Annotated in this window: 22 protein-coding genes; 13 read left to right on the top strand and 9 right to left on the bottom strand. The window is 72.0% G+C overall.

Features of this window, described 5'->3' with window-relative positions; translation table 11 throughout:
• The first annotated feature begins 252 nt into the window (after positions 1 to 252).
• A complete protein-coding gene (locus tag LUM46_RS17865; RefSeq protein WP_274995643.1) occupies positions 253 to 1,938 on the top strand; it encodes a ribonuclease J in 1,686 nt (561 codons plus the stop codon).
• 118 nt (positions 1,939 to 2,056) lie between these two features.
• A complete protein-coding gene (locus LUM46_RS17860) occupies positions 2,057 to 2,818 on the top strand; it encodes a DUF427 domain-containing protein (protein WP_274995641.1) in 762 nt (253 codons plus the stop codon).
• A gap of 40 nt (positions 2,819 to 2,858) precedes the next feature.
• Here the strand turns inward: LUM46_RS17860 and LUM46_RS17855 are convergent, their stop codons facing one another.
• Entirely contained in the window at positions 2,859 to 3,650 is a 792-nt protein-coding gene (locus LUM46_RS17855; RefSeq protein WP_274995639.1) for a GNAT family N-acetyltransferase, read from the bottom strand.
• Between the two features lie 191 nt (positions 3,651 to 3,841).
• On the opposite strand from LUM46_RS17855, the gene LUM46_RS17850 reads away from it, so the two are divergent.
• Genes LUM46_RS17850 through LUM46_RS17840 form a run of 3 tightly spaced genes read left to right on the top strand, consistent with a single transcriptional unit; the run spans position 3,842 to position 6,098 of the window.
• Entirely contained in the window at positions 3,842 to 4,444 is a 603-nt protein-coding gene (locus tag LUM46_RS17850) for a TlpA family protein disulfide reductase (protein ID WP_274995638.1), read from the top strand.
• Positions 4,445 to 4,447: 3 nt separating this feature from the next.
• Positions 4,448 to 5,320: a cytochrome c biogenesis CcdA family protein gene (locus tag LUM46_RS17845; protein ID WP_274995637.1), complete on the top strand. Its 873-nt coding sequence runs from the start codon at positions 4,448 to 4,450 to the stop codon at positions 5,318 to 5,320.
• Between the two features lie 49 nt (positions 5,321 to 5,369).
• Positions 5,370 to 6,098 (top strand): SDR family oxidoreductase, encoded by a 729-nt coding sequence (locus tag LUM46_RS17840; protein WP_274995636.1) that lies wholly within the window; start codon positions 5,370 to 5,372, stop codon positions 6,096 to 6,098.
• A 9-nt stretch (positions 6,099 to 6,107) separates the two neighbouring features.
• Here the strand turns inward: LUM46_RS17840 and LUM46_RS17835 are convergent, their stop codons facing one another.
• From LUM46_RS17835 to LUM46_RS17825, 3 genes are all read right to left on the bottom strand, one after another.
• Positions 6,108 to 6,716, bottom strand: coding sequence for a class I SAM-dependent methyltransferase (locus tag LUM46_RS17835; RefSeq protein WP_274995635.1), 609 nt, complete (start codon positions 6,714 to 6,716; stop codon positions 6,108 to 6,110).
• A 63-nt stretch (positions 6,717 to 6,779) separates the two neighbouring features.
• A complete protein-coding gene (locus LUM46_RS17830; protein ID WP_274995634.1) occupies positions 6,780 to 7,421 on the bottom strand; it encodes a class I SAM-dependent methyltransferase in 642 nt (213 codons plus the stop codon).
• 378 nt (positions 7,422 to 7,799) lie between these two features.
• Positions 7,800 to 8,660, bottom strand: a complete 861-nt coding sequence (locus LUM46_RS17825; protein ID WP_274995633.1) for a helix-turn-helix domain-containing protein — start codon at positions 8,658 to 8,660, stop codon at positions 7,800 to 7,802.
• A gap of 141 nt (positions 8,661 to 8,801) precedes the next feature.
• Between LUM46_RS17825 and LUM46_RS17820 the strand changes: the two genes are divergently transcribed.
• The 3 genes from LUM46_RS17820 (at position 8,802) to LUM46_RS17810 (ending at position 10,798) form a co-directional block, all read left to right on the top strand.
• Positions 8,802 to 9,488: an SDR family NAD(P)-dependent oxidoreductase gene (locus LUM46_RS17820; RefSeq protein ID WP_274995632.1), complete on the top strand. Its 687-nt coding sequence runs from the start codon at positions 8,802 to 8,804 to the stop codon at positions 9,486 to 9,488.
• 67 nt (positions 9,489 to 9,555) lie between these two features.
• On the top strand, positions 9,556 to 10,077 hold the full coding sequence (locus tag LUM46_RS17815; protein ID WP_274995629.1) for a DinB family protein: 522 nt from the start codon (positions 9,556 to 9,558) through the stop codon (positions 10,075 to 10,077).
• A 157-nt stretch (positions 10,078 to 10,234) separates the two neighbouring features.
• Complete coding sequence (locus LUM46_RS17810; RefSeq protein ID WP_274995628.1) at positions 10,235 to 10,798, top strand: hypothetical protein; 564 nt, start codon at positions 10,235 to 10,237, stop codon at positions 10,796 to 10,798.
• 142 nt (positions 10,799 to 10,940) lie between these two features.
• On the opposite strand, the gene LUM46_RS17805 is transcribed toward LUM46_RS17810, so the two are convergent.
• Positions 10,941 to 11,315 (bottom strand): HNH endonuclease, encoded by a 375-nt coding sequence (locus LUM46_RS17805; RefSeq protein ID WP_274995627.1) that lies wholly within the window; start codon positions 11,313 to 11,315, stop codon positions 10,941 to 10,943.
• 44 nt (positions 11,316 to 11,359) lie between these two features.
• Complete coding sequence (locus LUM46_RS17800; RefSeq protein WP_274995625.1) at positions 11,360 to 12,364, bottom strand: NAD(P)/FAD-dependent oxidoreductase; 1,005 nt, start codon at positions 12,362 to 12,364, stop codon at positions 11,360 to 11,362.
• A gap of 91 nt (positions 12,365 to 12,455) precedes the next feature.
• Here LUM46_RS17800 and LUM46_RS17795 point away from each other — a divergent pair, with 91 nt between their 5' ends.
• From LUM46_RS17795 to LUM46_RS17780, 4 genes are all read left to right on the top strand, one after another.
• Positions 12,456 to 13,052: an XRE family transcriptional regulator gene (locus tag LUM46_RS17795; protein ID WP_274995623.1), complete on the top strand. Its 597-nt coding sequence runs from the start codon at positions 12,456 to 12,458 to the stop codon at positions 13,050 to 13,052.
• A 51-nt stretch (positions 13,053 to 13,103) separates the two neighbouring features.
• Positions 13,104 to 13,922 carry a serine/threonine-protein kinase gene (locus LUM46_RS17790; RefSeq protein ID WP_274995621.1) on the top strand — a complete coding sequence of 273 codons (819 nt, stop codon included), beginning with the start codon at positions 13,104 to 13,106 and terminating at the stop codon, positions 13,920 to 13,922.
• 76 nt (positions 13,923 to 13,998) lie between these two features.
• Complete coding sequence (locus tag LUM46_RS17785; protein ID WP_274995620.1) at positions 13,999 to 15,285, top strand: MFS transporter; 1,287 nt, start codon at positions 13,999 to 14,001, stop codon at positions 15,283 to 15,285.
• A complete protein-coding gene (locus LUM46_RS17780; protein ID WP_274995619.1) occupies positions 15,285 to 15,554 on the top strand; it encodes a type II toxin-antitoxin system RelE/ParE family toxin in 270 nt (89 codons plus the stop codon). Before LUM46_RS17785 ends, LUM46_RS17780 begins: the two co-directional genes overlap by 1 nt.
• A 121-nt stretch (positions 15,555 to 15,675) precedes the next feature.
• Here the strand turns inward: LUM46_RS17780 and LUM46_RS17775 are convergent, their stop codons facing one another.
• Complete coding sequence (locus LUM46_RS17775; protein WP_274995867.1) at positions 15,676 to 16,521, bottom strand: NAD-dependent epimerase/dehydratase family protein; 846 nt, start codon at positions 16,519 to 16,521, stop codon at positions 15,676 to 15,678.
• 93 nt (positions 16,522 to 16,614) lie between these two features.
• Positions 16,615 to 17,025 carry a nitroreductase/quinone reductase family protein gene (locus LUM46_RS17770; protein ID WP_274995618.1) on the bottom strand — a complete coding sequence of 137 codons (411 nt, stop codon included), beginning with the start codon at positions 17,023 to 17,025 and terminating at the stop codon, positions 16,615 to 16,617.
• 286 nt (positions 17,026 to 17,311) lie between these two features.
• Between LUM46_RS17770 and LUM46_RS17765 the strand changes: the two genes are divergently transcribed.
• Complete coding sequence (locus LUM46_RS17765) at positions 17,312 to 21,367, top strand: S8 family serine peptidase (protein ID WP_274995617.1); 4,056 nt, start codon at positions 17,312 to 17,314, stop codon at positions 21,365 to 21,367.
• Between the two features lie 87 nt (positions 21,368 to 21,454).
• On the opposite strand, the gene LUM46_RS17760 is transcribed toward LUM46_RS17765, so the two are convergent.
• The gene (locus tag LUM46_RS17760; RefSeq protein WP_274995616.1) at positions 21,455 to 25,273 is read right to left on the bottom strand and encodes a phosphodiester glycosidase family protein; all 3,819 of its coding nucleotides are present in this window, start codon (positions 25,271 to 25,273) and stop codon (positions 21,455 to 21,457) included.
• Between the last annotated feature and the right edge of the window lie 4 nt (positions 25,274 to 25,277).

The raw sequence follows: 25,277 nt of genomic DNA, 5'->3' as shown, positions 1-25,277 counted from the left end.
CTGCCCGAGCTGCTGCGCGACGAGCCGGTCCTGTCGGCTCAGCCCGCAGGGGCGACCCGGAACACTGCCGTGACGTGAGGGTCAGCGAGGTCGGCCATGCCCACGCAGCGGTGTCCCCCATGACGCGCCGGATGCAAACCTGCCCCGACGTTAGGGTAAGGTCGCGGATGGCTCGGCCCCCATGATTCTCCGTTTCCACGGGTCGGTGCCACCCACTCCCCAATACCCGGCGTCACCGCCCAGAAGGACTTCATGCGCACTGCAGCCCGAGACCTCGCCAGCCCTCCAGCACTGAACCCCGGAGCGCTGCGCGTGACGCCGCTCGGCGGCATCGGCGAGATCGGCCGCAACATGACGGTCTTCGAGCACGCCGGCAAGCTGCTCGTCGTCGACTGCGGGGTCCTGTTCCCGGAGGACACGCAGCCGGGGATCGACGTCATCCTGCCCGACTTCACGAGCATCGAGGACCGCCTCGACGACATCGAGGCCATCGTGCTCACGCACGGGCACGAGGATCACATCGGCGGGGTGCCGTACCTGCTCAAGCAGCGGCCGGACATCCCCGTCGTCGGCTCGCAGCTCACGCTGGCGTTCCTGTCCGCCAAGCTCACCGAGCACAACATCAAGCCCGTCCTCGTGCACGTCGAGGCCGCAGACCGCCACACGGCGGGTCCGTTCTCGCTCGAGTTCATCGCCGTCAACCACTCGATCCCCGACGGGCTCGCCGTCGTGATCCGGACGCCCGCCGGCGTGGTGCTGCACACCGGCGACTTCCGGATGGACCAGTTCCCGCTCGACGGGCGCCTGACGGACCTGCGCGCCTTCGGCCGGCTGGGCGAGGAAGGGCTCGACCTGCTGCTGGTGGACTCCACCAACGCGGAGATCCCGGGCTTCACCATCTCCGAGACGGAGCTGACCCCGGCGATCGACCAGGTCTTCACCACGACGCCCGGGCGCGTCATCGTGTCCAGCTTCGCCAGCCACGTCCACCGCATCCAGCAGGTCCTGGACGCCTCCCACGCCCGCGGTCGCAAGGTGGCGTTCGTCGGCCGGTCGATGGTGCGCAACATGCGCATCGCGCGTGAGCTCGGCTACCTCACCGTCCCGCGCGGACTGGTGATCGACTACGCCAAGACCCGCAACCTCCCGCCGAACAAGGTGACGCTCATCTGCACCGGCTCCCAGGGGGAGCCCATGGCGGCGCTGGCCCGGATGGCGGGCGAGACGCACGAGGTCCGGATCAGCGACGGTGACACCGTCCTGCTGGCCAGCTCGCTGATCCCGGGCAACGAGAGCGCGATCTACGGCATCATCAACAAGCTCACCGACCTGGGCGCGAACGTGGTCCACAAGGGCAACGCGCGCGTCCACGTGTCCGGCCACGCCAGCGCCGGCGAGCTCGTCTACTGCTACAACATCCTGCGCCCGCGCAACGTCATGCCGGTCCACGGCGAGCCCAAGCACCTGCGTGCCAACGGCGCCCTGGCGGAGCGCACGGGGGTTCCCGCGGACAACGTCCTGATCACCCGCGACGGCGTCGTCGTCGACCTGGTCGACGGGGTCGCACGCATCGTGGGGCAGGTGGAGAACGACCTCGTCTACGTCGACGGCCAGACCGTCGGCCACGTCACCGAGGACACCCTGGCCGACCGGCGCAAGCTCAGTGCGGCCGGCGTCCTGACCGTCCTGGCGTTCCTCCGCCCCGGCACGGCGGAGCTCGCCGAGCCGCTCGAGTACCTGCACCGCGGCTCCGTGCACGGCCAGGACAGCCTCGACAACGCCTCCCGCGCCGTCGAGAAGGCGCTGGCGGACGCCACGCGGAACAAGACCACCGCCGGCGACCAGCTCGAGGACATCATCGCGAAGGCCGTCGCGCGGTCGCTCGCCCGAAGCTCCCGACGGGAACCGGTGGTCATCGCCGTCGTCCTCGACGCGTGACGGCCGGCCCCGGGCGGGAACAACCCCGACGGCCCGACGGGTTGTCGAGGGGTGAGACGCCCGGGGCCGTGGGTAGCGTGGCTTCCGGGACCAGGCCCCGCAGCGAGAGGTGACAGAGATGTCTGACAACGGCGAGAACCCGTTCGTGATCCCGGCGGGAGCGGCCCGGCCCGGGCAGACCCGGATCCGCGCCTTCAGTGCGGGCGCCCTGGTGGCCGACGCCGACCCGGCGCTGCTGGTCTGGGAGAACGCGTACTTCCCCCGGTACTTCTTCGCGCCCGAGGACCTGAGGGCAGAGCTGCGCCCGGCAGGCCAGGGCAAGCGTTCCGAGTCGCTGGGCATCAGCGAGCTGTTCGACGTCGTCGTCGGCGACCGCATGCTGAAGGGTGCCGCACGGAACTATCCGGAAGCGCCGGACGAGGCCGTGCGGAGCAGGTTCACCCTGGTGTGGTCGGCCTTCGACACCTGGCTCGAGGAAGAAGAGGTGCTGCACACCCACGCGCGCAGCCCGTACGTGCGGATCGACGCGCTGCCGTCGAGCCGGCACGTGCGCGTGGTGGCCGGGGGAGAGGTGGTCGCCGAGTCGCGCCGGCCGGTGGTGCTCACCGAGACCGGGCTGGGCCCGCGTTACTACCTGCCGCGGACCGACGTGCGGATGGACCTGCTCACGCCCACCGACACCGTGAGCCACTGCCCGTACAAGGGATCCGCGTCGTACTGGACCCTCCGGGTCGGGGACCTCGAGGTGACCGACGTGGTCTGGGGCTACGAGACGCCGCTGCGCGAGGCGCTGCGGGTGGCCGGGCTGGTCTGCTTCTGGCCGGAGAAGAGCGCCGACCTGGAGCTCTACGTCGACGGCGAGCGGGTCGGCCGGCCGTAGCCGGACGCCCGCTCCGCGATGTGCCCGCGCGGACGGACCATCAGTTCGCGGGGCCGTCGCCGTCGGGGGTGGCCCACTCCACCTCGACCCGGGTCGCTGACGCCCCCAAGCGCCGGGCGAGCCGGACGGCGGCACGATGGGTCGCGGCGGTCTCTGCGATGATCCGGTGGTACCCACGTCGGACGAGCTCGGTGGCGACGGCACGGATCAGTGCGCCTGTCACGCGGGTGCCGCGCACCGCCGGCCGGACGGCGACACAGCCCAGCCGTGGTCCGTCCTCGTTGAGCCACACGCGGATCAGCCCGGCGTAGTCTCCGGACCTCTTGTCCTGGACCACCAGGTACAGCTCCGGGTCGAAGGCCGCACTCGCCAGATCCTCGCGAAGGTCCGCCTCCGTCCCCTGCCACCCGGCCGTACCGGGGATCTCGTGGCGGAGCGTGTTGTCCAGGCTGACCACCGCTGCGGGGTCGGCATCCGTGACCCGGAGCAGCCGATGTGCGGTCGGATGTCGCGGGCTCGCCGGCTCGTCACCGGGAAGGACGCCGATGTGCGCTAGGTACTCGGCATCGATCGGCACGGACCAGTGCTGGATCCGGCGAACGGGGACCAGGCCGGCCGCCCGGAGCAGGGGTGCGGACCAGGGATCCTCCGGTGCGGTGGTGATCACGGTTCCGGTCACGCCCTGTCGTAGCTCGCCGACCAGCTCGGGCCAGGCGTCCTGCGCAGTGGCGGGCAGCCGGAGCTGCCACCTGCCGTCCGGGCGTCGCACGGCGCGGGCACGCCCGTCCCTGGACCTCCACAGGGGATCGGCCGGCTCCGTCTCAGGCGTCATGGGGCCAGAAGACCATCCAGGTGCTGTCCGAGCCCAACGATTTTCGGGTCGCTGACCACCGGCCTTACGTCCTTCTTACAGGTCCGCTGGAGAGGGCTCATCCTCTGTACGGGACGGGGCCGGTACGCGAGGGTTACGGCAACGGGCACCTTCCGCGTGCCGGTGCAGAGCTCTGGACGGAGTGGGTCGCAGTGATACGTCGTACCGTGATGCAGGGCCGAAAGGCGCTGGTCGTCGTCGTGGCAGCGGGTTCGCTGCTGCTGGCGGGCTGCGCCGCCGAGAGTGACGTGCCGCCGGCGAGCGACCTGGCCACGGCCGAGCCCGACACCACCGAAGCGCCGAGCACCGAGCCCGACCCGGCCGAGTCGGACGCCACCGAGTCGGAGCAGGCGGACTCGGCGCTCACGTTCACCGCGACCACGGTGGACGGCGCGGACTTCGCCGCGGCCGACCTCGCCGGTCGCCCCACCGTGCTCTGGTTCTGGGCGCCGTGGTGCCCGACGTGCGTCTCCCAGTCCCCGCAGGTGCTCGACCTCGCCGAGGAGCACGGCGACGCGGTTAACGTCGTCGGCGTCGCCGGTCTCGACGAGCCCGCTGCGATGGCCGACTTCATCGAGATGACCGACACCGACAGCCTCACCCATCTGAACGACGAGGAAGGCGCGGTGTGGCGGCAGTTCGGCATCACCGAGCAGAGCACGTTCGCCGTGCTCGACAAGAACGGCGTCGTCACCCACACCGGGCACCTGGATCCGGACGAGCTGGCCGGCCGCGTCGCCGAGCTGGTCGGCTGAGGCATGGACGGACTGCCGCTCGGGCTCGCGCTGGCTGCCGGGATGGTCGCCGTGGTGAACCCCTGCGGGTTCGCGATGCTCCCCGCGTATGCCTCGATGCTGGTCATGGGCAAGGAGACACCCGGGCGCGCGGTGGCGATCCGGCGGGCGCTCGCCTTCGCACTGGCCATGACCGCGGGGTTCACCGCCGTGTTCGGCGCCTTCGGGCTGCTGCTCACGCTGGCCTCCAGCGTCGGTGTGGTGCAGCGGTACCTGCCGTGGTTCACGGTGGTGCTCGGCGTCGTGCTGATCGGGCTGGGCGCCTGGCTGCTGGCCGGGCGTGACCTGCCCGGCCTGCGGGTCGCCGGGGTCAAGCGGCCGACGCTGACCCGGTCGGCGTCGTCGATGGCGATGTTCGGCGTCGCGTACGCGACCGCCTCGCTGAGCTGCACGATCGCGCCGTTCCTCGCCACGGTGGTGGCGAGCTTCCGGGCGGAGTCGGTCGCCGCCGGGCTCGCGGTGTTCGGCGCCTACGCGCTGGGCATGGGCCTGGTGATCGTGGCGGTCTCGCTCGCGGTGGCCCTGGCACAGACGGCGGTGGTGGCGTGGCTGCGGAAGGTCGGTCAGATCGTCCCGCGGCTGGGGGGCGGCCTCCTGCTGGTCGCCGGTGTGTACGTGGCCTACTACGGCTGGTACGACATCCGGGTGCTGCGCGACGGCGCTCTGGACGACCCGGTCATCGGCGCAGGACGGAACGTCCAGCGCTGGCTGGTCGACGGCGTGGACATGCTCGGCGCCGGGGGAATGGCAGCGGTGGTCGCCGTGCTGCTGGTGCTCAGCGTGGCGCTGACCTGGTGGCTACGGCACCGCGGCCGGGCCACCGGTGGGCGGCGCTGAACCGGCCCTCTTGCCCCTGACGTCAACGTCAGGTCTTAGCGTGCGGGGCATGGACATCAACAACTCGGTCGCCCTCGTCACCGGAGCCAACCGCGGTCTGGGCCGCGCCATCGCCCAGCGCCTTCTCGAACGGGGCGCGCGCACCGTCTACGCGGCGGCCCGGCGCCCCGAGACCGTGGACCTCCCCGGCGTCGAGGTGCTGGCCCTCGACATCACCGACCCGGCGTCGGTACGTGCGGCGGCGCAGGCTGCCCCCGACGTCTCGCTGCTGGTCAACAACGCGGGCATCCAGACGTCGACCGACCTGGTGACCGGCCCGCTCGACCGCCTGCGCCACGAGCTGGAGACCAACCTGTTCGGCGGTCTGGCGATGATCCGGGAGCTCGCGCCGACCCTCGCCGCGAACGGTGGCGGCGCGATCGTGAACATCCTCTCCGCCATGTCGTGGTTCGGGGTCGACCGCGGCAACAGCTACCACCTGACCAAGGGCGCCGCGTGGGCCATGACCAACGGTGTACGGCTGGAGCTCGCCGAGCAGGGCACGCTCGTGACCGGCGTCCACCTGGGGCTGGCCGACACCGACATGGCGGCCGGGTGGCCCGTGGCCAAGCTCGCACCGTCGGACCTGGCCGACGCGGTGCTCGACGGCGTGGAGGCAGGCTCCGCCGAGGTCCTCGCCGACCAGTGGAGCCGGGACGTCAAGGCGCGGCTGCCGCTGGCGCCGGAGGAGTTCAACGCCGCGATGGCTCGCGCTCTGGCTGCCCTGGCAGCCGCCTGACGAGCCCTTTCACCGCAGGCGCCGGGCGCGCAGCACGGTGTCGTGGACGTGGTGCGTGCCCTCGGGCGGGGCGGTGGTGCGGAGCCTGCTCTCGTTGACCTCGACGGCCCAGTCGTCGCCGAGGAGCTGCGCGATGTCACCGGGCGCGTAGTAGTCGGCGGGGTCGAAGTCCGGGTGGCGGTACGTGGCCAGGTCGGACATGTCGTGGCTGCCGACGAGCAGCGCGCCGCCGGGCGCCACCACGTCCAGGAGGCGGTGCACCGCGGCGTGGCCCGTCCGGGCGGGGAGCGGGAAGTATTGGAGCGACACCAGGTCGAACGGCCCGGTGGGCGGTGGCGTGGCGGTGAGGTCGGCTTGCTGCCACGTCACCCGCCCCGTCAGCTCCGCTTCCGCGGCCGCGGCAGCGCCGCGGTCCAGGGCGACCTGGGAGATGTCGACGGCGGTCACCTGCCACCCGCGCCCGGCCAGCCAGAGTGCATCTCCGCCCTCACCGCAGCCGACGTCGAGCGCCCGGCCCGGTGCCAGGCCGGCGGCCTCGGTGACGAGCACCCCGTTGGGGTTCCCGCTGAAGAGTCGACCCCGGCTGCGATACCGCTCGTCCCAGTGCTGCGCGCCCATGTGTCCTCGTCCGGTCGGGTCGACTGTGTCCCCGTCATGATGCGAGCTCACGTCGACATGAAGTCAACCGGCGACGGCGTGGGTCGCGGGCTTGCGAGCCGCGAGACGCTCGATGGTCCCCTTCGTGAACCGGTCCTGCCGCTCGACGTCGAGCCCGGCGGCCCTGACGTGCCGGATCGGACGCCGCCGGAAGTGCTCGTTCTCGACCGGCACGCTGTACAGCTCGGCGGCCGCCTGGAGCAGCCGGACCACGGGCGAGGTGCTGACCACGTGGTCCGCGAGCAGCAGCAGGCCACCAGGGCGCAGCACCCGCACCATCTCGTCGACGGCGCCCTGGTCGTCGGGCACCGCGCACAGCCCGAAGGTGCAGACCACGGTGTCGAACGAGGCGTCGTCGAACTCGAGCTGCTGAGCGTCGCCGACCCGGAGGTCGACGTCACGGCCCAGCGCGGCCGCACGTTCGCGGGCGCCGTCGAGCATCGCCGGGCTGAGGTCCATGCCGGTCAGCGTGACCTGCTCGGGATACCGGCCGAGGTTCAGGCCGGTGCCGACGGCGACCTCGAGGACCTGCCCCGTCGCCTGGCGGCACACCCAGTCACGAGTGTCGCCGAACAGGCGCTCGGCGCGGTCCATCTTCCGGTCGTAGCCCGCGGACTGCCGGTCCCAGTGCCGTCGGAGGCGGTCCGTGCTCGGTCGTCTCGCCATGGTGCCCCGTTCACAGTCGGTGATGTGCCTGGCGACACCGTAGCGGCGGCCGGCAGGAAGATCCCCTGAAGTGGCTCCTCCCGCCGGCCTGCTGGTGAACCGCTACGCGCGAGGCGTCAGCCCGGGATGCTGACTTCGGTCGGTTGCTCTGAGATCGGTCAATTAACCGACCGATCTCAGAGCAACCGACCGAAGTCATGTGCGCGCGATGCATCGGACCGAAGTCACCGCCGCAGCCCTGCGCGCCCGCAGTCTGATAAGCAGCCCATCCGGTCAGCAGTAATCCGGTATGTGGCCACCGGTCCGGCGGCCACCGGGCAGGCGCCCGACCACCTGCACGACCGCCGCGGTGGGAGGTGGAAGCGACCGGTCACGCTCCTAGTCGGCCTCAGCGGGGGTGTGGGTCGCCCTGCCCGACGTGGGTAGACCGGCGGACGCCAGGAGGGCCAGCTTGTCTGCGTCGCCGGACCCGGCGTCCGGGTGGAACACCACCAGCATCAGGCCCTCGCTCCCGCCGATCTCCAGTCGTTCCCGGTTGAGGGTGACCTCCCCGACCTGGGGGTGGTCGAGCCGGATCAGCCCGCCGCGCTGTCCGCGTACCTCGTGGCGGGCCCAGAGCTGGCGGAACAGGGGGCTGCCCAGCGAGAGCTCGCCGACCAGGTCGATGAAGCGTGGATCGTCGATGTCGGTGCCCACCGCCTGGCGCAGGTTGGCGACGAAGCACTCGGTGTAGTCGGCCCACCCGGGGTAGAGGGCCTGCTCGGCCGGGTCCAGGAACATGTCCCGCAGCTGGTTGCCCCCGACGGCGAGGCGGGGGGAGAGTGCCCTGGCCAGAGCGTTCGAGGCCAGGACGTCGAAGTACCGGTCCTCGATGAAGGCGGGCTGGGCGAGGGAGCCCAGGAGCTTGAGCGCCCCGGCCGGCACGCTCGCCGTGCGCGCCCGGTGCCTGTGCTGCCGGGGCGCTTCCACGACCAGCGACAGCAGGTAGGCGAGATGGTCGTCGTCGAGCTGGAGCACCCGCGCTATCGACTCGAGCACCTGTACCGACGGGTTGCGGTCCCGGCCCCGCTCCAGCCGCAGGTAGTAGTCGGCGCTGATCCCGGCGAGCATGGCGACCTCCTCGCGGCGCAGCCCGGGAACGCGCCGCACGCCGACCTCGGGGATACCTGCCTGCTGCGGGGTCACCAGCTCGCGTCGGGCGCGCAGGTAGGCGCCCAGGGTGTTCGGGTTCTTGCTCACGAGATCAACCTATGGCGCCGGGCCGCACGGAGCGGGGGCCCTGTCACACCCCAGGCTCGGGAGGGCTCTGGTCGGTGCGGGTGGACGTCCATAGCGTTGCCAACGGCCCGGTCGGGCCAGGTATTTCGACGAGGGAGACGCATGACCGTCGCACTGATCACCGGAGCCAACAAGGGCATCGGCTACGAGACAGCCCGCCAGCTCCTGGAGCTGGGCCACACCGTCTACATCGGGGCGCGGGACGTCGAGCGGGGGGAGAAGGCGGCAGCCACGCTCGGCGCCCGGTTCGTACAGCTCGACGTGACCGACGACGCCTCGGTCGCCGGCGCGCTGGTGACCATCGGCTCGGCCGAGGGCGTGCTCGACGTCCTGGTGCACAACGCGGGGATCCTGGCGGACGGGCCCGTGGACGGTCCAGCGGCCCTGCGGGCCTTCGACACCAACGCGGTGGGCATGGTGCGGGTCACCGAGGCGGCACTGCCCCTGCTGCACAAGTCCTCGAAGGCGGTCGTGGTGACCGTCTCGAGCAGTATGGGCTCGTTCTGGGCGGTGACCAATCCTGACCGTCCCGAGTTCGGCATACCGCTCGCGCTCTACGCAGCGTCCAAGGCGGCGGCGACCATGCTGACCGTGCAGTACTCGAAGTCCCAGCCGGACATCACGTTCAACGCGCTCGAGCCCGGGGCGACCGCCACGGACATGACCGCGGCCTACGGCATCGGCAGGCCGGTGGAGGAGAGCGCGCGGACCGTCGTGCGGCTGGCGACCCTCGGTCCGGACGGGCCGACCGGCACCTTCCAGGACGAGAACGGGGTGCTGCCCTGGTAGCAGCGGGGGAGGCCAGCCGCCGGATAACCGCTTTCCTGGACGAGGGAGGGCGTGTCAGGGTCCTCGGGTGAGCGATTCCCGACGTGACCTGTTGCGCTGGCAGTTCGACCTCACCTGGTCGCTGTTCGAGTACCACCTGGAGCGGCTGGAGCCCGCGGACTTCCTGTGGGAGCCCGCCGCCCTCTGCTGGACGGTACGCCCGGCCGCCGACGGTGCCTGGGCGCCGGACTGGGCGGACACGGAGCCGGACCCGGTTCCCGTGCCCACCATCGCCTGGGTGAGCTGGCACATCGGCTGGTGGTGGAGCGTGGCGATCGATCACGCGCGGGGGCTGCCGCCCCGGGATCGGACCGACGTCACGTGGCCGGGCGACGGGCCCGCCGCCGTCGCGTGGCTGCGTGGCCTGCGCGAGGACTGGGTAGCAGTGCTCGACGGCCTCACCGACACCGAGCTGGAGACCGTCGCCATGTTCCCGCCGCAGGACGACCCTGAGTACACGGTCGCTCGCATGCTCGCGTGGGTGAATGCCGAGCTCATGAAGAACGTCACCGAGATCGGTCACCTCCGCATGCTGCGGGCCGCCGCATGACCATGCGCGACGGATCGCGCAGGGGCCTCTGACGAGCCGTTGACGAGCACGGACGCACGGCCCGGCGCACGATCGGCGGGGCCGCCTCAGGCGCCCGTCCGAGGACGAGTTCGCCGAGGCGGCCCCACAGGCCACTTTCAGCAGTGATACTTAACAGGTGACTACGTCCAGCGAGACCCCTGCACTGGCAGGAGCAGAGATCCCGGTAGAGCTCCTCTTCCGGGTTCCATACGGCAAGGTCCTGCACGGTAGGGACTGCCAGCACCTGTCCGAGGATCGCCTGGCTTCCCTGCAGCCGGCGACCGACCTCGACAGGCAGAAGTTCAAGGTGTGCAAGACGTGCCTCGTGGCACTCTCGGGCGCCACCCCCGACGACTTCGACTCGTTCGAGGCCGCGCTCGAGGCGCTGCCGATCCCGCAGGTGCACCGTCCGGCGATGCGCGAGATCGCCGAGGGCCTCGACAAGACCCGCATCTGGATCCCCTCGTCCCGCTCGTACGTGGCGGTGTCGGCCGGCCCCGGTCAGGATGCGAGCGCCTTCTTCAACAAGGGTTTCGTCGACCTCCAGCAGGACGGCGGCGGGTACAAGCGCGTCCTGATGGCCGGGTTCTCCGGAACGCAGACCAACACCTTCGCGCACGCGCCCGACGCCGCTCCCGCGAGCTGCCCGGGCTGCTACATGCAGCTGCCCGCGACCGGCCGCTGCGACGCCTGCGACTGACCGTCGCTCGTCCGGTGGTGAACGAGCCGGTGGGCTCCCGCGTCAGCGGGCGCCCACCGGCTTTCGTCCTGTCCGGCGACCGTGCTGCCCGCTGCCTCGCACCTCTGCCTCGCAGCGGCCTGCCTGGGGCCGGCCAGCATGCCTAGCCGGCAGGACGAAGGGTGGGCAGGATCGTCGCGTGGCGCAGCAGGAAGGTGCGCTCGTCGAGCTTCTTGCGCCGGAGCCACCCGGTGACCTCGCTGTTGTGCTTGCTCGCGTTGCAGGACGGGCAGGCAGGAACCACGTTCTCCAGGGTGTAGCGGCCGCCACGCGAGATCGGCGTGACGCAGTCACGCTGAAGCTCGGCGCTCTCTGCCCCGCAATAGGCGCACCCCGCCCAGGCGGCGAGAAGGTCGGCCCACTGCGCGGCGGTGAGGTCGTTCTCTACACGGGCGAGCCGGCGCTGCCGCCGCTTCGTGTACCGCGCGCGTGCTGCCGTCGACAGCGTGGCGGTCGGGAACTTGCGGCGGGGGCGCACAGCTGCACAGTACGTCGACGGGCAGTCGGAAGGGGACGCACACGCTACCGGAGTGTCTCCGCGAGGGCCGCTGCGGTGTCGGCGGTCACCAGGTCGGCGTTGATGTGGGCACCGGCCATCGCGCCGGCCGCCGCAGAGGCGCCGACCTGAGCGGACGCGTCGGTCGTGTTACCGGCCACCCAGACGCCCGGCACCTCGGTGGTCCCGGCCATCCCGGTCACGACGTGGCGGCCCATGCCATGGGGCAGGTCCTGCATCGGCAGCCCCAGGTCCTCCAGGCCGTCGGTGCGCGCCAGCATGGTGGTCGCGACGGAGAGGACCCGCCGGGCCACGAGCCGGCCGTCCGCGAGCCGCACGCCCGCGATGCCCCCGTCGTCGTCGGCCACGACCTGGTCGACGGCGTCGTCGACGACCCGGATGCCGCGTGCCGCGAAGCGGTCCCGGGTCTCCTCGTCCAGCGTGGTGCCACGGACGAAGTAGACGAGGTCGTCGGTCAGCTGGCGGAACAGGAGCGCCTGGTGGACCGACGCCGGCCCGGTCGCGATGACGCCGATCGGCTCGTCGCGGACCTCCCACCCGTGGCAGTAGGGGCAGTGCACCACACCGCGGCCCCAGTGCTCGGCCAGCCCGGGGACGTCGGGCAGCACGTCACGCAGGCCGGTGGCCACGAGGAGCCGGCGCGCGTGCAGCGTGGCGCCGTCGGCGAGGGTGACGGTGAAGCGCGGGTCGCCGTCGGCGGACGGGTCGGTCGCGGAGGCCTTGATCACCTCGCCGGTCCGCACCGTGCCGCCGTAGCCACGGACCTCCGCGCGGCCACGCTCCAGCAGCTCCGCCGGCGGGACGCCGTCGTGGCCCAGCAGACCGTGCACGCCCTCGGCCGGCGCGTTGCGGGGCGTGCCGCTGTCGATCACGACCACCGAGCGGCGTGACCGCGCCAGCATGAGGGCGCCGTTCAGGCCGGCGGCGCCACCGCCGATCACCACTGCGTCGATCGGCTCGGCCGGCAGCTCACCGGTGGTGTGCTCGGGGGCGGGGCTCGTGGCAGACATGGATGTCGTTCCCTTCCGTAGCGGCCCGGGTTGAGGGCCGGACACGGACGACGCTAGCGTCATGTTGCGGTGCGGGCATACGATCTTGCCTATGACGCAAGAAGATGGCGAGCTGGACGGCCTCGTACGCAAACGCATCCGCGCCCTGCGGGTGGCGCAGGGCTGGTCGCTGGAGGAGCTGGCCACCCGCGCCAAGGTCAGCCAGTCCACGCTGAGCCGGATCGAGAACGGTCAGCGGCGTCTGGCCCTGGACCAGCTCGTGACGCTGGCCCGCGCGCTGGACACGTCCCTGGACCAGCTCGTCGAGACGGCCACCGACGACGTCATCGCCAACCCGACCATCGACGCCCAGCGGGGCATGATGCGCTGGCCCATCAAGGCAGAACCGGGCATGTCCGTCGTGCGGCAGCGCATGACCAACCCGGCCCCCGACAGCCCGTCCCGCCTGCGGGCTCACCCGGGTCGCGAGTGGCTGGTGGTCATCTCGGGCACCGCGACCCTGCTCCTGGGCAACCGGCGCTTTCGCGTCGAGACCAACCAGGCCGCGGAGTTCCCCACGATGCTCCCGCACGCGATCGGCGCCGAGGGCGGCCCGTGCGAGATCATCGGCATCTTCGACCGCGACGCCCGCCGTGGGCACCAGCGCGGTGAGAGTGCTGAGGGGCGCCCCGGCGGCAGCCGGGAATGAGCCTGGATATGTGGGGGACACCCGCCCTGGCCCGGCCCTAGGCTCCCGCGCGTGATCGTTACCGAGCTCGACGGAGTCCCCGTGCGACTCCGTGCACCGCACGACCTGTCCTTCCTGGCGCGCTGGGGCACCGTGTTCGCCGTCCTCGACCAGCAGGACTCGGGCAACCTCTGCTTCGGCGTCGAGGGCCGCGCAGGCAGGGTGTTCGTCAAGTACGCGGGCGCACCGACCGTGCGGTACGACGGCGCCGCCGAGACGGCAGTGGCGAACCTCCGCCGCTCGGCCGAGGTCTACCGGGCGCTCGCGCACCCGTCCCTCGTGACGCTGCGCGAGGCCGTCGACGTCGGCGGCGGGCACGCCCTCGTGTTCGACTGGGCCGACGCGACGCCGGTCGGCCGACAGTACGAGCGGTCGCACGTCGTGCGGTACCTCGGACTGCCTGCGCGGGCTGCCGCCGTGCAGCAGATCTACGACTTCCACGGGCACGCCGCGGGGCGCGGCTGGGTAGCGATCGATCTGTACGACGGTTCGGTGATGCTCGACGCCGACAGCGGGCGGGTCGTCCTGTGCGACGTCGACCTCTATGAACGCGGCCCGGTGGTCAACCGGATGGGGCGGATGTGGGGCTCGACCCGGTTCATGTCGCCCGAGGAGTACCAGTTCGGCGCACCCATCGACGAGGTCACGAACGTCTTCGCGCTCGGGGCGCTGGCCCATACGTTCCTGGGCGACGACGAGACCAAGTCGCGAGAAGCCTGGGTCGGCACCGACGCGCAGTTCGACGTCGCAGCGCGAGCGATGCGGCCGGACCGGGAGGCGCGATGGCAGTCGGTCGCGGCGCTGGCGGAGGCATGGCGGACGGCGGGCTGAACGTCGCGGCCCCACGCTCACCACAGCGTCCGATATCCGCTAGCCGGCCCGCCGCGGCGCGAGCGAGGATCAGCCGGTGACATCCTCTCCACGCTCCGGCGCGCTCGAATTCTGGTCGGAGCTGCCCCGCGACGGCCGCTGGCTCCTGTCCACCGTGGTGGTGCAGTTCTTCGGCCGCGGCCTGACGCTCCCGTTCACGATCATCTACCTGCACGAGGTGCGCGGGTTCTCGCTCGGCCTGTCGGGCACGCTCATGGGTCTGATCGCGGTGGTGGGCCTGCTCGTCACCGGACCGGCCGGCGCGCTCGTCGACCGGTACGGCGCCCGGCGCGTCATGCTCACCGGGTTGTTCTTCGCCATCGCCGGCTACTCGGTGCTCGCGTTCGCCACCGTCCCTTCCGTGGCTGCCGTGGGACTCGCGCTCTTCGGCGTGCAGCTCGGCGTCGGCTGGCCGTCGGTCAACGCGATGGTCGCCACCGTCGTCGAGGGTGACCTGCGGCAGCGGTACTACGGCGTGAACTTCGCGCTGCTCAACCTCGGCGTCGGCGTGGGCGGCGTCGTCGGTGGCCTCGTGGTCGACGTCGAGCGGCCCGCCACGTTCGTCATGGCGTTCCTCGTCAACGCGGCGACGTTCGTGGTCCCCGTCGTCGTGCTCCTGGGACCGCTGCGGCACCTGCACGGGCGCGTCGACCGGCCGGCCGACGTCGTCGGCGCGGCAGAGGGCTACCTGAGCATCCTGCGCCGGCCCGAGGTGCTCTGGCTGTCCGGGCTCGGGCTGCTCGCGGCCTTCGTGGGCTACGGGCAGATGGAGGGTGGGTTCCCCGCCTTCGCACGCCTGGTGGCCGAGGTCTCGACCCGCACCATCGGCTTCGCGTTCGTGGTGAACACGGTGGTGATCGTGGCGCTCCAGTTCTGGGTGATGAACCGGGTCCGCGGACGTCGCCGTACGTGGGCGCTCGCGCTGATGGCCGCGGTATGGGCGGCGGCGTGGCTGCTGCTGGGTGTCGCAGGGCTGGTGCCCGGTGGCATGGCGGCGGTGGTGATCGTCCTGGTGTTCCACGCCTTCTTCGGGCTGGGAGAGACCCTCATGCAGTCCGCCCTGCCGGCCCTGACGAACGACATGGCGCCCGCGCACCTGCGCGGCCGGTACAACGCGATCAGCTCGGGCGCGTTCCAGGGCGGCACCATCGCAGGCCCGGTGGTGGCGGGACTGCTGCTGGAACGCGGCTGGGCCGGCGGCTTCATCGGCGTGGTGGTGGCCGGTTGCGCCGGGATCGCCGTGGTGGCGTTCGCGCTCGGACGCCGCGTCTCACCTGAGGTGGAGGGCGTCCGGCGCGAGCCGGTGGAGTCGATGTCGGCCTGATGCAAGCCGCTGGCTCCGCAGGCGGTGTTCGTGTGGCTGACCGATCTGGAGGGCGGCCTGGGTCTGCGGGCCGGAGCGAACTTCGAGTGCTGTTCGCGTTCGACCCAGCGCGTTCTGCGATCCTGCTCGTGGCCGGAGACAAAGCCGGGCGGTGGCGGGATTGGTGCAGATCGGCGATCCCTTTGGCTGACGATCGCTACGACAGCCACCTCAAGGCGCTGACAAAGAAGCTTGACGACGGCGGAGCAGGAACAGGAGGGGAGCGATGACCAGGAGTCTTGACGACCTGGACCGGGCCCGCCCGGTCGATCCGGAGAAGGTTGCTGCCGCTGAGGAGCGGCTGCTGGCCCGTCAGCGGGCCTGAGCGTCGAGGTCGACCAACGGGGAGAGTCAGGTCGGCTCCGGCCTTCCGACCACGTGGTGCCGGGCCCCGAAGCCGAGCACCTGCTCGGCGGCCGTGAGGTCGTAGGGCACCGCGCGCCCCTCGATCGGGCGGCGCACGGGAGTGCCGGGGTGGTACCGGCGCAGCAGGTCGAGGGTCGGCTCCGGCACCAGCGTCTCGGGGGCGGCGACGTGCATGACGACGGCGCCGTCGGCCGGGCACAGGAGGGCCAGCCAGGCCGCCTCCGCGGCATCCCGGGTCTCCAGGTACGCCCACAGTCCGTCCGCGCCCTCGGCGGGGTCCCGCGCGACGGCGTCCGCGTAGTCGCGGAGCCGTTCGTCCAGGCCTCCGACGAACGGGTACCGCAGCGCGGCCACCGGCATCCCGTAGCGCCGGGCCACCATGTCCGCCGTCAGCTCGTCCGCCCGTTTCGACAGCGCGTACGCGTCCGCAACCTGGTCGGGGGTCTCGTGGTCGACCGGCACGTAGACCGGGTGCAGCTCCTGTGCCGCGAAGGGGATCCCCGAGGCGGCCTGGCTGCTCGCGATCACCGCACGCCGGACGCCCGCGCGCCCCGCGGCGTCGAGCACCGTGAACGTGGACAGGGTGTTCGTGCCGAAGACGACCTCGGGCGGGTCGTCCAGCGGCGTCGGGATCGCCGCGAGGTGGACGACGCCGTCGACCCCGTCCAGCGCCTGCGCCACGGTCTCCGGTGACCGGGCGTCGCCGACCACCACGCGGTCGGCGACCAGGTCGCCCGGGTCCTCCAGGACCAGTGCCGTGGCGGCTACCGACTCCCGGGCGAGCACGTCGAGGACCCCGCGGCCGATGCGCCCGGCGGCGCCGGTGACCAGGACGCGCTCATACCGGCAGATGATGTTCTCCTCGGGTTCGTCGTCGAACAGGAGCGGGATGCGGGCTGCCGCGCAGGCCGCACCCCGAGCATGTCAGGCGCTCAGCCGGAAGATCGGGAAGACACGGCCCTCCGCCGTCTTCTCGTACTCCGCGAAACCGCTGGAGAGCTCCTTGAAGCGGGCCCACAGGGCGTCACGCTCGTCTCCGGTCAGCTCCTCGACCTCGGCCTGGAGGGTCTTGACGGGGTCACCGGGGACCTCGATGTCCACCTGCTCGGTGCGGCGCAGGCCGAAGACCCAGGCGGGGTGCTTGGGCGAGCCGCCGGCGGACCCGACGACGTGCCAGGCGCCGCCGTCCTGGATCGAGGCCAGCGGGGCGACACGGATGCTGCCGTCCTTCTTCGGCACGTGCACGAGCACGAGGCTCTTGCCGAATCGCATCGGCTCGTTGACCTCGCCGCCGTTGGCCCGGAAGGTGTCGATGATCTGCTGGTTGAAGTCCATGTCGGCACCAACGCCACCTCCCGCTCCAGACATTCCGCGGCACACCGCGGTGATTTCACCCGGTCCGTCTTCAGCACGCTGCTGAGCGTGCCCTCCTGCCCGGAAACACGCCGAACAGCGTTCCCGCAGCGGACCACGACAGACCGGCGTGCGGGCCGGGCACCGGGTGACTTTCGTTGCCCATTTCACCCCTGGCTCCCAGGCTGTGACCTGGCACACGCTCGTGGGCCAGTGGTCGCGCCCCGCGCGGGGCGCTTGCACCCCGGAGGCAAGAATGCACAGTCGCATGCCACGACGACGCGCACCGATCGCTCTCGCAGCGGTCGGCGCCCTGCTGGCGACAGCGGTCAGCGTGACACCTGCACTCGCGAGTACACCTGCACCGGCAGGGGTACCGCCGACCGTCACCACCGACGTCCCGGAGCGGCCGGCGGACAAGATCTCGCCGGCCGTGCAGACCCGGCTCGACGCCAAGGAGTCCGCCGACTTCTGGATCCGGTTCGCCGACGCTGCGGACCTGGAGCCGGCCAAGGACATCGCCGACTGGGGCGAGCGCGGCCAGTTCGTCTACGACGCCCTGACCAGCACGGCCACGGCGTCGCAGGCGGACGTCGTCGCCGACCTGGAGACGGCGGGCGTCGACTACGAGACCTACTGGATCAGCAACGCGATCCTCGTCGAGGACGGCACGGAGGCGCTCGCGAAGCAGGTGGCCGCCAGCCGCGAGGTGGAGCAGGTGCACGAGCGGTTCGTGGCGCAGCAGATCGAGCCGGTCGAGCGGAAGGCTCCGACGAGGAACGCGCCGCTCGCCACCGAGTGGGGTCTGGACGCCATCGGCGCCCCCGACGTGTGGGACATGGGCTACACCGGCGACGGCATCACCGTGGCCAACATCGACTCCGGGGTCGACGTCGAGCACCCCGCCCTCGTGGAGCACTACCGCGGCTATCTCGGTGACGAGGGCCTGAGCAACGACTACAACTGGTTCGACGCCAGCGGCTCCTGCGACGGGGCGCCCTGCGACATCGATGCCCACGGCACGCACGTGATGGGCACCATGGTGGGCGACGACGGGCAGGGCAACCAGATCGGCGTCGCCCCGGACGCCGACTGGATCGCGGCCAACGGCTGCGCCACCTGCTCCGACGCGGACCTGCTCGCCTCGGGCCAGTGGATCCTCGCGCCGACCCGGGCCGACGGGTCGGACCCCGACCCGTCGCAGCGCCCGCACGTCGTGAACAACTCGTGGGGCCAGGTGATGCCCGGCGCCATCGACGACTTCATGTCCGAGGAGATCGCCGCCTGGGAGGCGGCGGGCATCTTCGGCGCATGGGCAGCGGGCAACGCGGGCGAGGCCGGCTGCGCGTCGACGTCGTCCCCCGGGGCCAACGTGGCCACCTACGCGTCCGGTGCGTTCGGGGAGAGCGGCGAGATCGCCGACTTCTCGTCGCGCGGACCGGGCGAGGACGGCGAGACCAAGCCGAACCTGGCCGCGCCCGGTGACGAGGTGCGCTCCTCCGTGCCCGGCGGCGACTACGCCGAGTTCAGCGGCACGTCCATGGCGTCCCCGCACCTGGCGGGCGCGGTGGCGCTCCTGTGGAGCGCGGCGCCCGTGCTGGTCGGCGACATCGAGGCCACCCAGCAGCTCCTGGACCAGACCTCCGTCGACGTCGCCGACGACACGTGCGGCGGCACCACCGCCGACAACAACGTCTGGGGCGAGGGCAAGCTCGACGTGCAGGCGCTGGTCTCGAACGCGCCGATCGACGGCTACGGCTTCCTCGCGGGCACGGTCACCGGGCCGGACGGCGAGCCGGTCGCCGGCGCGCGGGTCACCGTGGGTGAGCGCTCCGACACGACCGACGCCGAGGGCGCGTACCGCCTGGGCCTGGAGGAGGGTCCGTACGAGGTGAGCGTGTCCGCCTTCGGATTCCTGGACGCGACGGCGGAGGTCGAGGTCGTCGAGGGCGAGACCACCACGCTGGACCTCGGCCTGGAGGCGGCGCCGACCACCACCGTGAGCGGCACCGTCACCGACGGTTCCGGGCACGGCTGGCCGCTCGACGCCAAGGTCGCCGTGCAGGGCGCGCCGAGCAGCGTCGTGGCGTGGACCGACCCGTTCACGGGGGAGTACTCGTTCGAGCTGCCGCAGTCGACCACGCACACGCTGGTGGTCCAGCCGTCGGTGACCGGGTACGGGACGCTCACGCAGGACGTCGAGGTCGGCACGGAGCCGGCGTCGGCCGACGTCGCGACGCCCGTGCTCAGCGAGTGCACCGCTCCCGGCTACGCGATGACCGGGGCCGGCTCCGGGGTCGAGGAGTTCGAGTCGGGCGAGGTGCCCGACGGCTGGACCGTCGAGGACCTGGCGGGCACCGAGCAGGTCTGGACGTTCGACGACGCCTTCGGGTACGGCAACATGACCGGCGGCGAGGGCCTCTTCGCCGAGGTGAACAGCGATGGCTACGGCGACGACGGGACGCAGGACACGACGCTCACGTCGTCGTCCTACGACCTGACGGACGTCGAGGCGCCGCTCCTGACGTTCGACCAGAGCTACCTCGCGACGGGCGACTTCGCCGACGTGGACGTCAGCGTCGACGGCGGCGAGACCTGGGAGACCGCGCTGCACCAGACCTCCGACGCCGAGGGGCGCGCGATCGTCGCCCTCACGGGCGCCGGCGGCGAGTCCGACGTGCGGGTCCGGTTCCACTACGGCGACGCCGCGTTCGGCCTGTGGTGGCAGGTCGACAACGTCTCCATCGGCCAGTGCCTGCCCGTCGACGGCGGCCTCGTGGCCGGGTTCGTGCACGACCTCAACACGGGCGACGGCGTGAACGGCGCGACCGTGACCGCCGGGGCCGAGGAGAGCACCCGGTCCGTCGACCCGGCCAACCCGGGCGTGGGCGCCGGGTACTACTCGCTGTTCTCCACGGGGGTCGGCGAGCAGCAGATCGGCTATACCGCCAAGGACTACACGGGCACGGAGGCCACGGTGATCGTCGCGGCCGACGCCATCACCCGGCAGGACGTGGAGCTGGCCGCCCCGCTGCTCACCGTCTCGCCGGAGGAGCTGTCGCGGCAGGTGCGGATGGGCGGCACCCGGTCCGGCACGTTCACCGTGACGAACGAGGGCACCGCGCCCGCCGACGTCGAGGTCGCACCCGGCTCGTCCGACTTCGAGATCCTCGGGTCGACCGGCGGCACCGGCGTCATCCAGGGAACCACCCACGACACGACGGAGGTGAGCACAGCGTCGTCGGGCGCGAAGCGCAGCCCGGCCGCGAAGGACGGTGAGACGTACTCCCGGAACGGGAAGCGGCCCGGGGCGACCGGGACGCCGTCCGCCCCGCCGTCGCTCCTCGCGGGCGAGGGGACGACCATCACCCACTCGTCGTCGCAGGACATCACGATGGGCAACTCCGTGGCCTGCGGGTCCGGCCAGACACAATGGCTCCGGACGTTCACGCTGGAGGACTTCGACATCGACGGCGAGTTCGCCGTGACCGACGTGTCCTTCGGCGTCGAGTCGGTCTTCGCGGCCACGGACGTCACGGTCAACCTGTACGAGCTCGACGGGGAGCTCGTGTACTCGAACATGACCCTGCTCGGCTCGTCCGACGTGGCCCTGGAGCCGCAGGAGCTCACGATGGTCGACGTGCCGGTCACCGGCACCGCGCCGGCGGGCAGCACGCTCGTCGTCGAGGTGGTCGGGGTGGACGGCGAGATCTTCATCGGGTCCAACGCGGAGCCGGAGACGGCGCCGTCGTACATCGCTGCCGAGGAGTGCGGCAACGCCGAGCCCGCCACGCTCGAGGAGATCGGCTTCCCGGACATGCACACGGTGCTGAACGTGACCGGGGAGACCACCGTCGAGGTGCCGTGGCTCGACGTCCAGCCGCCGGCGTTCACGCTGGAGCCCGGTCAGTCGACGACGGTGCACGTCGACCTCGACAGCAGCCGTGTGGACCAGCCGGGCACCTACACGTCGGCCGTCGTCGCCAACGGCGGTACGCCGTACGACGAGCCGCGCGTGCAGGTGTCGCTCTCGGTGACCCCGCTCGCCAGCTGGGGCAAGATCACCGGCACGGTCACGGGTGCCACCTGCGACGACGAGACGGTCCCGCTCGAGGGCGCCTTCGTGGTCATCGACGGGTCCGAGCACGACGTCACGCTCGTCACCGGGGCGGACGGCGGCTACGCCCGCTGGATGGGGGTCTCCAACAACCGGCTGACGCTGCTCAGCTCGGCGACCGGGTACCCGCCGGAGACGAAGTCTGCACGCATCATCAAGGGACAGACGGTGGTGCACGACTTCGAGCTGAACGAGTTCTGCGACTGAGCCGACCTTGGTTGTGGGCGTGATCGTCGAGCCTGGAACGGGCAGTTCTTCGCAACGATCACGCCCACGACCAAGCAGGGTCGGGCCTTAGTGGCGGGCCGGGCCGTCGTCCGGCACGGTCCAGGTGAGCCTGGTGCTCGTGCCGGTCAGCGGCACCGTCTCGGTGCGCTCGGCGCCGTTCGTGGTGAGCCGCAGCTCGGCGGTCGATGCCACGTCGGGGCGCTCCGGGTCGAACCGCACCCACACGGTGCAGGTGCGGCCCGGGGCCAGCGTCCGGTCCGAGCAGCGGTCGCGGTCGACACTGAACGGGCTTCGCCGCTCGTCGTCGACCACGTCCACCGAACGAATCCGCGCGGGCGCCGTGCCCGTGCTGGTGATCGTCACCTGCTGCACCTGACCGCGTGTACCGACCGGCTGCTCCGTGAACACGGGAGCCTCGGCCGTGACCCGCGGCCCGGAACCGGCGGACGGGACCACCTCGATCGTCTCGGACGTCGAGACCGGTGCGAGCGAGGCGGCACCGTCGTAGGTCCGCATCGCGTCGTTGGTGACCGTGACGGTCACCTCGCCGCGCCGCAGCGCCGTCAGGGTCCGGGTCTCCGGGTCGAGCACCGCCACCTTGCCGGCCCGGCGGGCCGACTCGACGGCACGCTCACCGGTGCCGATCACGAGGTTCCGCGAACCGCTCCAGTGCACGGACATCGGGTACCTCAGCGGCACCACCCGGCTGCCCTCCGCGACCCCGTTCGGCTGCACGATGCTGCCGCTGAGCTGCGCCGACGCACCCGTCTCCAGCGTCTCCGGCGTAGTCAGCGCGACCGACTGCGCGAACGCGCGGACGTCGGCCTCCACCCACTGCTCGCTCGCGTCCTGGCGCGGGTCCACCGACCAGCTCACCCAGCCGGTGAAGCCGCCCCGGTCCGGGGTGCCGTACGGGCCCTTGCCCGACGAGGGAAGGACCACGTAGGGCACGCCCTCCTCGCGGCGCACGTCGACGATCTGGGCGTGCGACCCGACCATCACCGCACCCTTGTCCGTGCGCTCCCGGAACCCGGTGAGCAGCTTCTGGACCAGCGCGACCTCGTTGCCGTCGCCGAGCTGGCTGTCCGCCGTGTCGCCCGGGTCCGTCACCGGGTGGTGGGCGAAGACGACGACGTTGCTCACCGACCGGTCCCGCTCGGCGCTCGCGAGCGCCTTCCGGAGCATCGGGAGCTGGTCCCACTCCGTGCCGCGCAGCGTGCCGTACGCGCTGGCCAGCAGCACGAACCGCGTGCCCTTGTGGTCGAAGGTCCGGTAGGGCTGACCGAACTCGGCGACGAACGGGTCGAGGGTCGCCTGCGTGTTGTTCAGGCCGTAGGACTCGTGGTTGCCCGGCACGTAGTAGCACGGCACGGTGCCCGAGCGGGGGTCCGGCGTGCTGTCCGCCGCCGGCTCCTGGCCGACCGGCACCAGGTCGCACCCCGCGTCCTCCAGCACCTCACGGGCCAGGGTGATGTCCTCGGGCAGGCCGCGGTCGGTGATGTCGCCGTTGAGGACCACGAGGTCCGGGTTCGTAGCACGGATCGTCTGGAGCGCGGTGGTGGCGACCTCGGTCAGGTCCGGGTTGTCGGCGGTGAACTGTACGTCCGACAGCGTGGCGAACTGCCACGCGTCACGGCCGTGGAGCGGCTCGCCGTCCGCGGAGACGAGCGGGTCCGGCTCCAGGTCGGGGCGCGGGGGCAGCTCGATCGAGGTCGGGACGTCGGCCTCGATCCGGTCCAGGACGAACGTGCCGGGCTTCTGCTGGGCGGCGTTGGTGTTGATCCCCTGGAAGCCGGAGACCGAGATCGGGTAGGCGGTCGAGGCCGGCAGCGTGAACGTGGCCTGCTGCCAGTCGTCCGACGGCGTCAGGCCGGTGCCGTAGACACCACCGCTCTTGCCGGCGGCGTCGACGTACGCGACATAGGTGAGGCCGCTCGGCACGGCGATGCTCGACTTGAGCCGCACCCGCAGGCGCAGCGGCTGGCCGGGCACCGGGACGCGCACGTTCGCCGACGCCGCGTAGACGCCGATGTTGCGCATCCCCTCGAAGTCGACCCGCAACCCGTCCGGGTGCGCGGAGAACGTCGTCGGCCGGGTGCTGTTGCTGCGCCAGCGGGCGAGCACGTCGTCATCGAAGTCGTAGACGGTGACGTTCTCCACGCCGATGGTGATCGGGAGCCGCACCGACTCGCCGGCCACGGAGACCGTCAGGATCGTCGCCGCGTCCTTCAGCGGCGTGACCCGCAGACCGCCGGGCGCCGGCTCGACCCGGACCACCTCCGGGTCGTGGTCGAGCTCGAGGTCGCCCGCCTCGATCGGGGCGGCGAAGCCCTGGGCGTCGCGTCCGGTCACGGACACGGTCACGGCGGAGGACGGCGTCGCGTCGGCGATCGACAGGCGGTCGGTCGAGAGCTCGACGTCGTCCAGCGGGCCGAGCACCCGGACGTCCAGCGTGCCGCGCTCGCGGCCGGAGCGTGCGCTGACCGTGATCTCGTCGGGGGACCTGTGCGGTGCCTCGAGGCGCCCGCCGGTCACCGCGGCCCCGCGCGCCGTCCAGCGCACCGAGTCCGCGTCGACCTCGACCGGCGTCTCGTGGTCGTCCACGCCCTTGGCCACCAGGGTGCGGTGCAGGCCGGGGAAGACCCGCACGTCGCCGTCGGCGGTGGCGCCGCCGAGGGCCGGCTCCACCAGCAGGTCGTGCAGGCGCCCGTCACCCGGTGCGACGAACACGCCCACGCCGTTCGGGTTGCTGCGCTCGTTCCCGTCCGACGGCACGTTCCGCACGGTCACCTCCTCGGCGCCGAGGGCACGCGCGACCATCGTCGTCGACCCGCCGCCGTCCAGGTTGACCGCCGTGTCCACACCGAGCCGGACCAGGTCGCGCGCGGCCTTGTCCACCCCCACGCCGCCCCTGCCGGTGCCGCCCGGGCCGTCCCAGGTGGCCAGGACGAGAGTGCTGCCGTCGTCGCTGAAGCCGAGTGCCGTGCGCGGCGCTATCGACGTCGCCAGTCCGTCGACGACCTCGCCGTCGGACACGATGGTGCCGCCGTGGCCGAGCGCGAACTCCATGGTGCGGGCGACGTCGTCGGCGAGCTCGTACGTGAGCCCGACCGGGTCGCCCTCGCGGAGCGCCCGCAGGGCGTCGGCCGCGCCGTCCCGCCCGACCAGGGCGAACCCGCCCTCCGGGACCGGGCCGGAGCCCGCCGGACCGGACGGGTCCACCGACACGACGGCGCCGTCGACGACGATCACCTCGGCGATCCGGTCCGCCGCGACGCCCGTGAACGCGCGGTTGCGGCTGGACTCGCCCCACACCGGGGTGTACGCGACCATGCCGTTGGCCGGCACGCCGCCGCCGTTCGCCGCGTTCACCGACAGGACCTTGTGCGGGGCCCCCGCCAGGTCGGCGCTCGCGTCGACGGCGAGGTCGACGAGCTGGGCGATCCCGTCGCGGCTCACCCCGACGTGCGAGCGCCCGCTGATGTCGGCGGACTTGCGCAGGGCGCCGCTCTGCACCTCGCCGCCGAGCGCGGCGTTGCTGTTGCCGATGTCGAAGAACTCGCCGTTGATGCCCGCGACGGCGCCCGCACGGTTGGCGGCGCCGCTCAGCGGGCCGCCCGACGCGACCGGACCGGCTGTCAGCAGGTTCGTGCTGACGGCGTCCTCGGCGAGGTCGACGGTGAGGAAGCGGGAGTCGTACCAGCCGCCCTCGTCCACCGCCTTCAGATGACGCAGGCTGATGCCGGGGCCGATGCTCTCGACCGTGTCGGTCAGGGTGAGCTCGTCGGCCTGGGCGACGGACGGTAGGGCGGTGGCGAGGGTGGCTGCTGCGACGGCAGCGGCCAGGGGACGGGACCATCGGCGCATCGTGGCCGTTGCTCTCATGGCA

It is taken from the genome of Promicromonospora iranensis, assembly GCF_028994805.1.
GTDB classification, from domain to species: Bacteria; Actinomycetota; Actinomycetes; order Actinomycetales; family Cellulomonadaceae; genus Promicromonospora; species Promicromonospora iranensis.
This window is presented reverse-complemented; position numbering and strand designations above follow the sequence as displayed.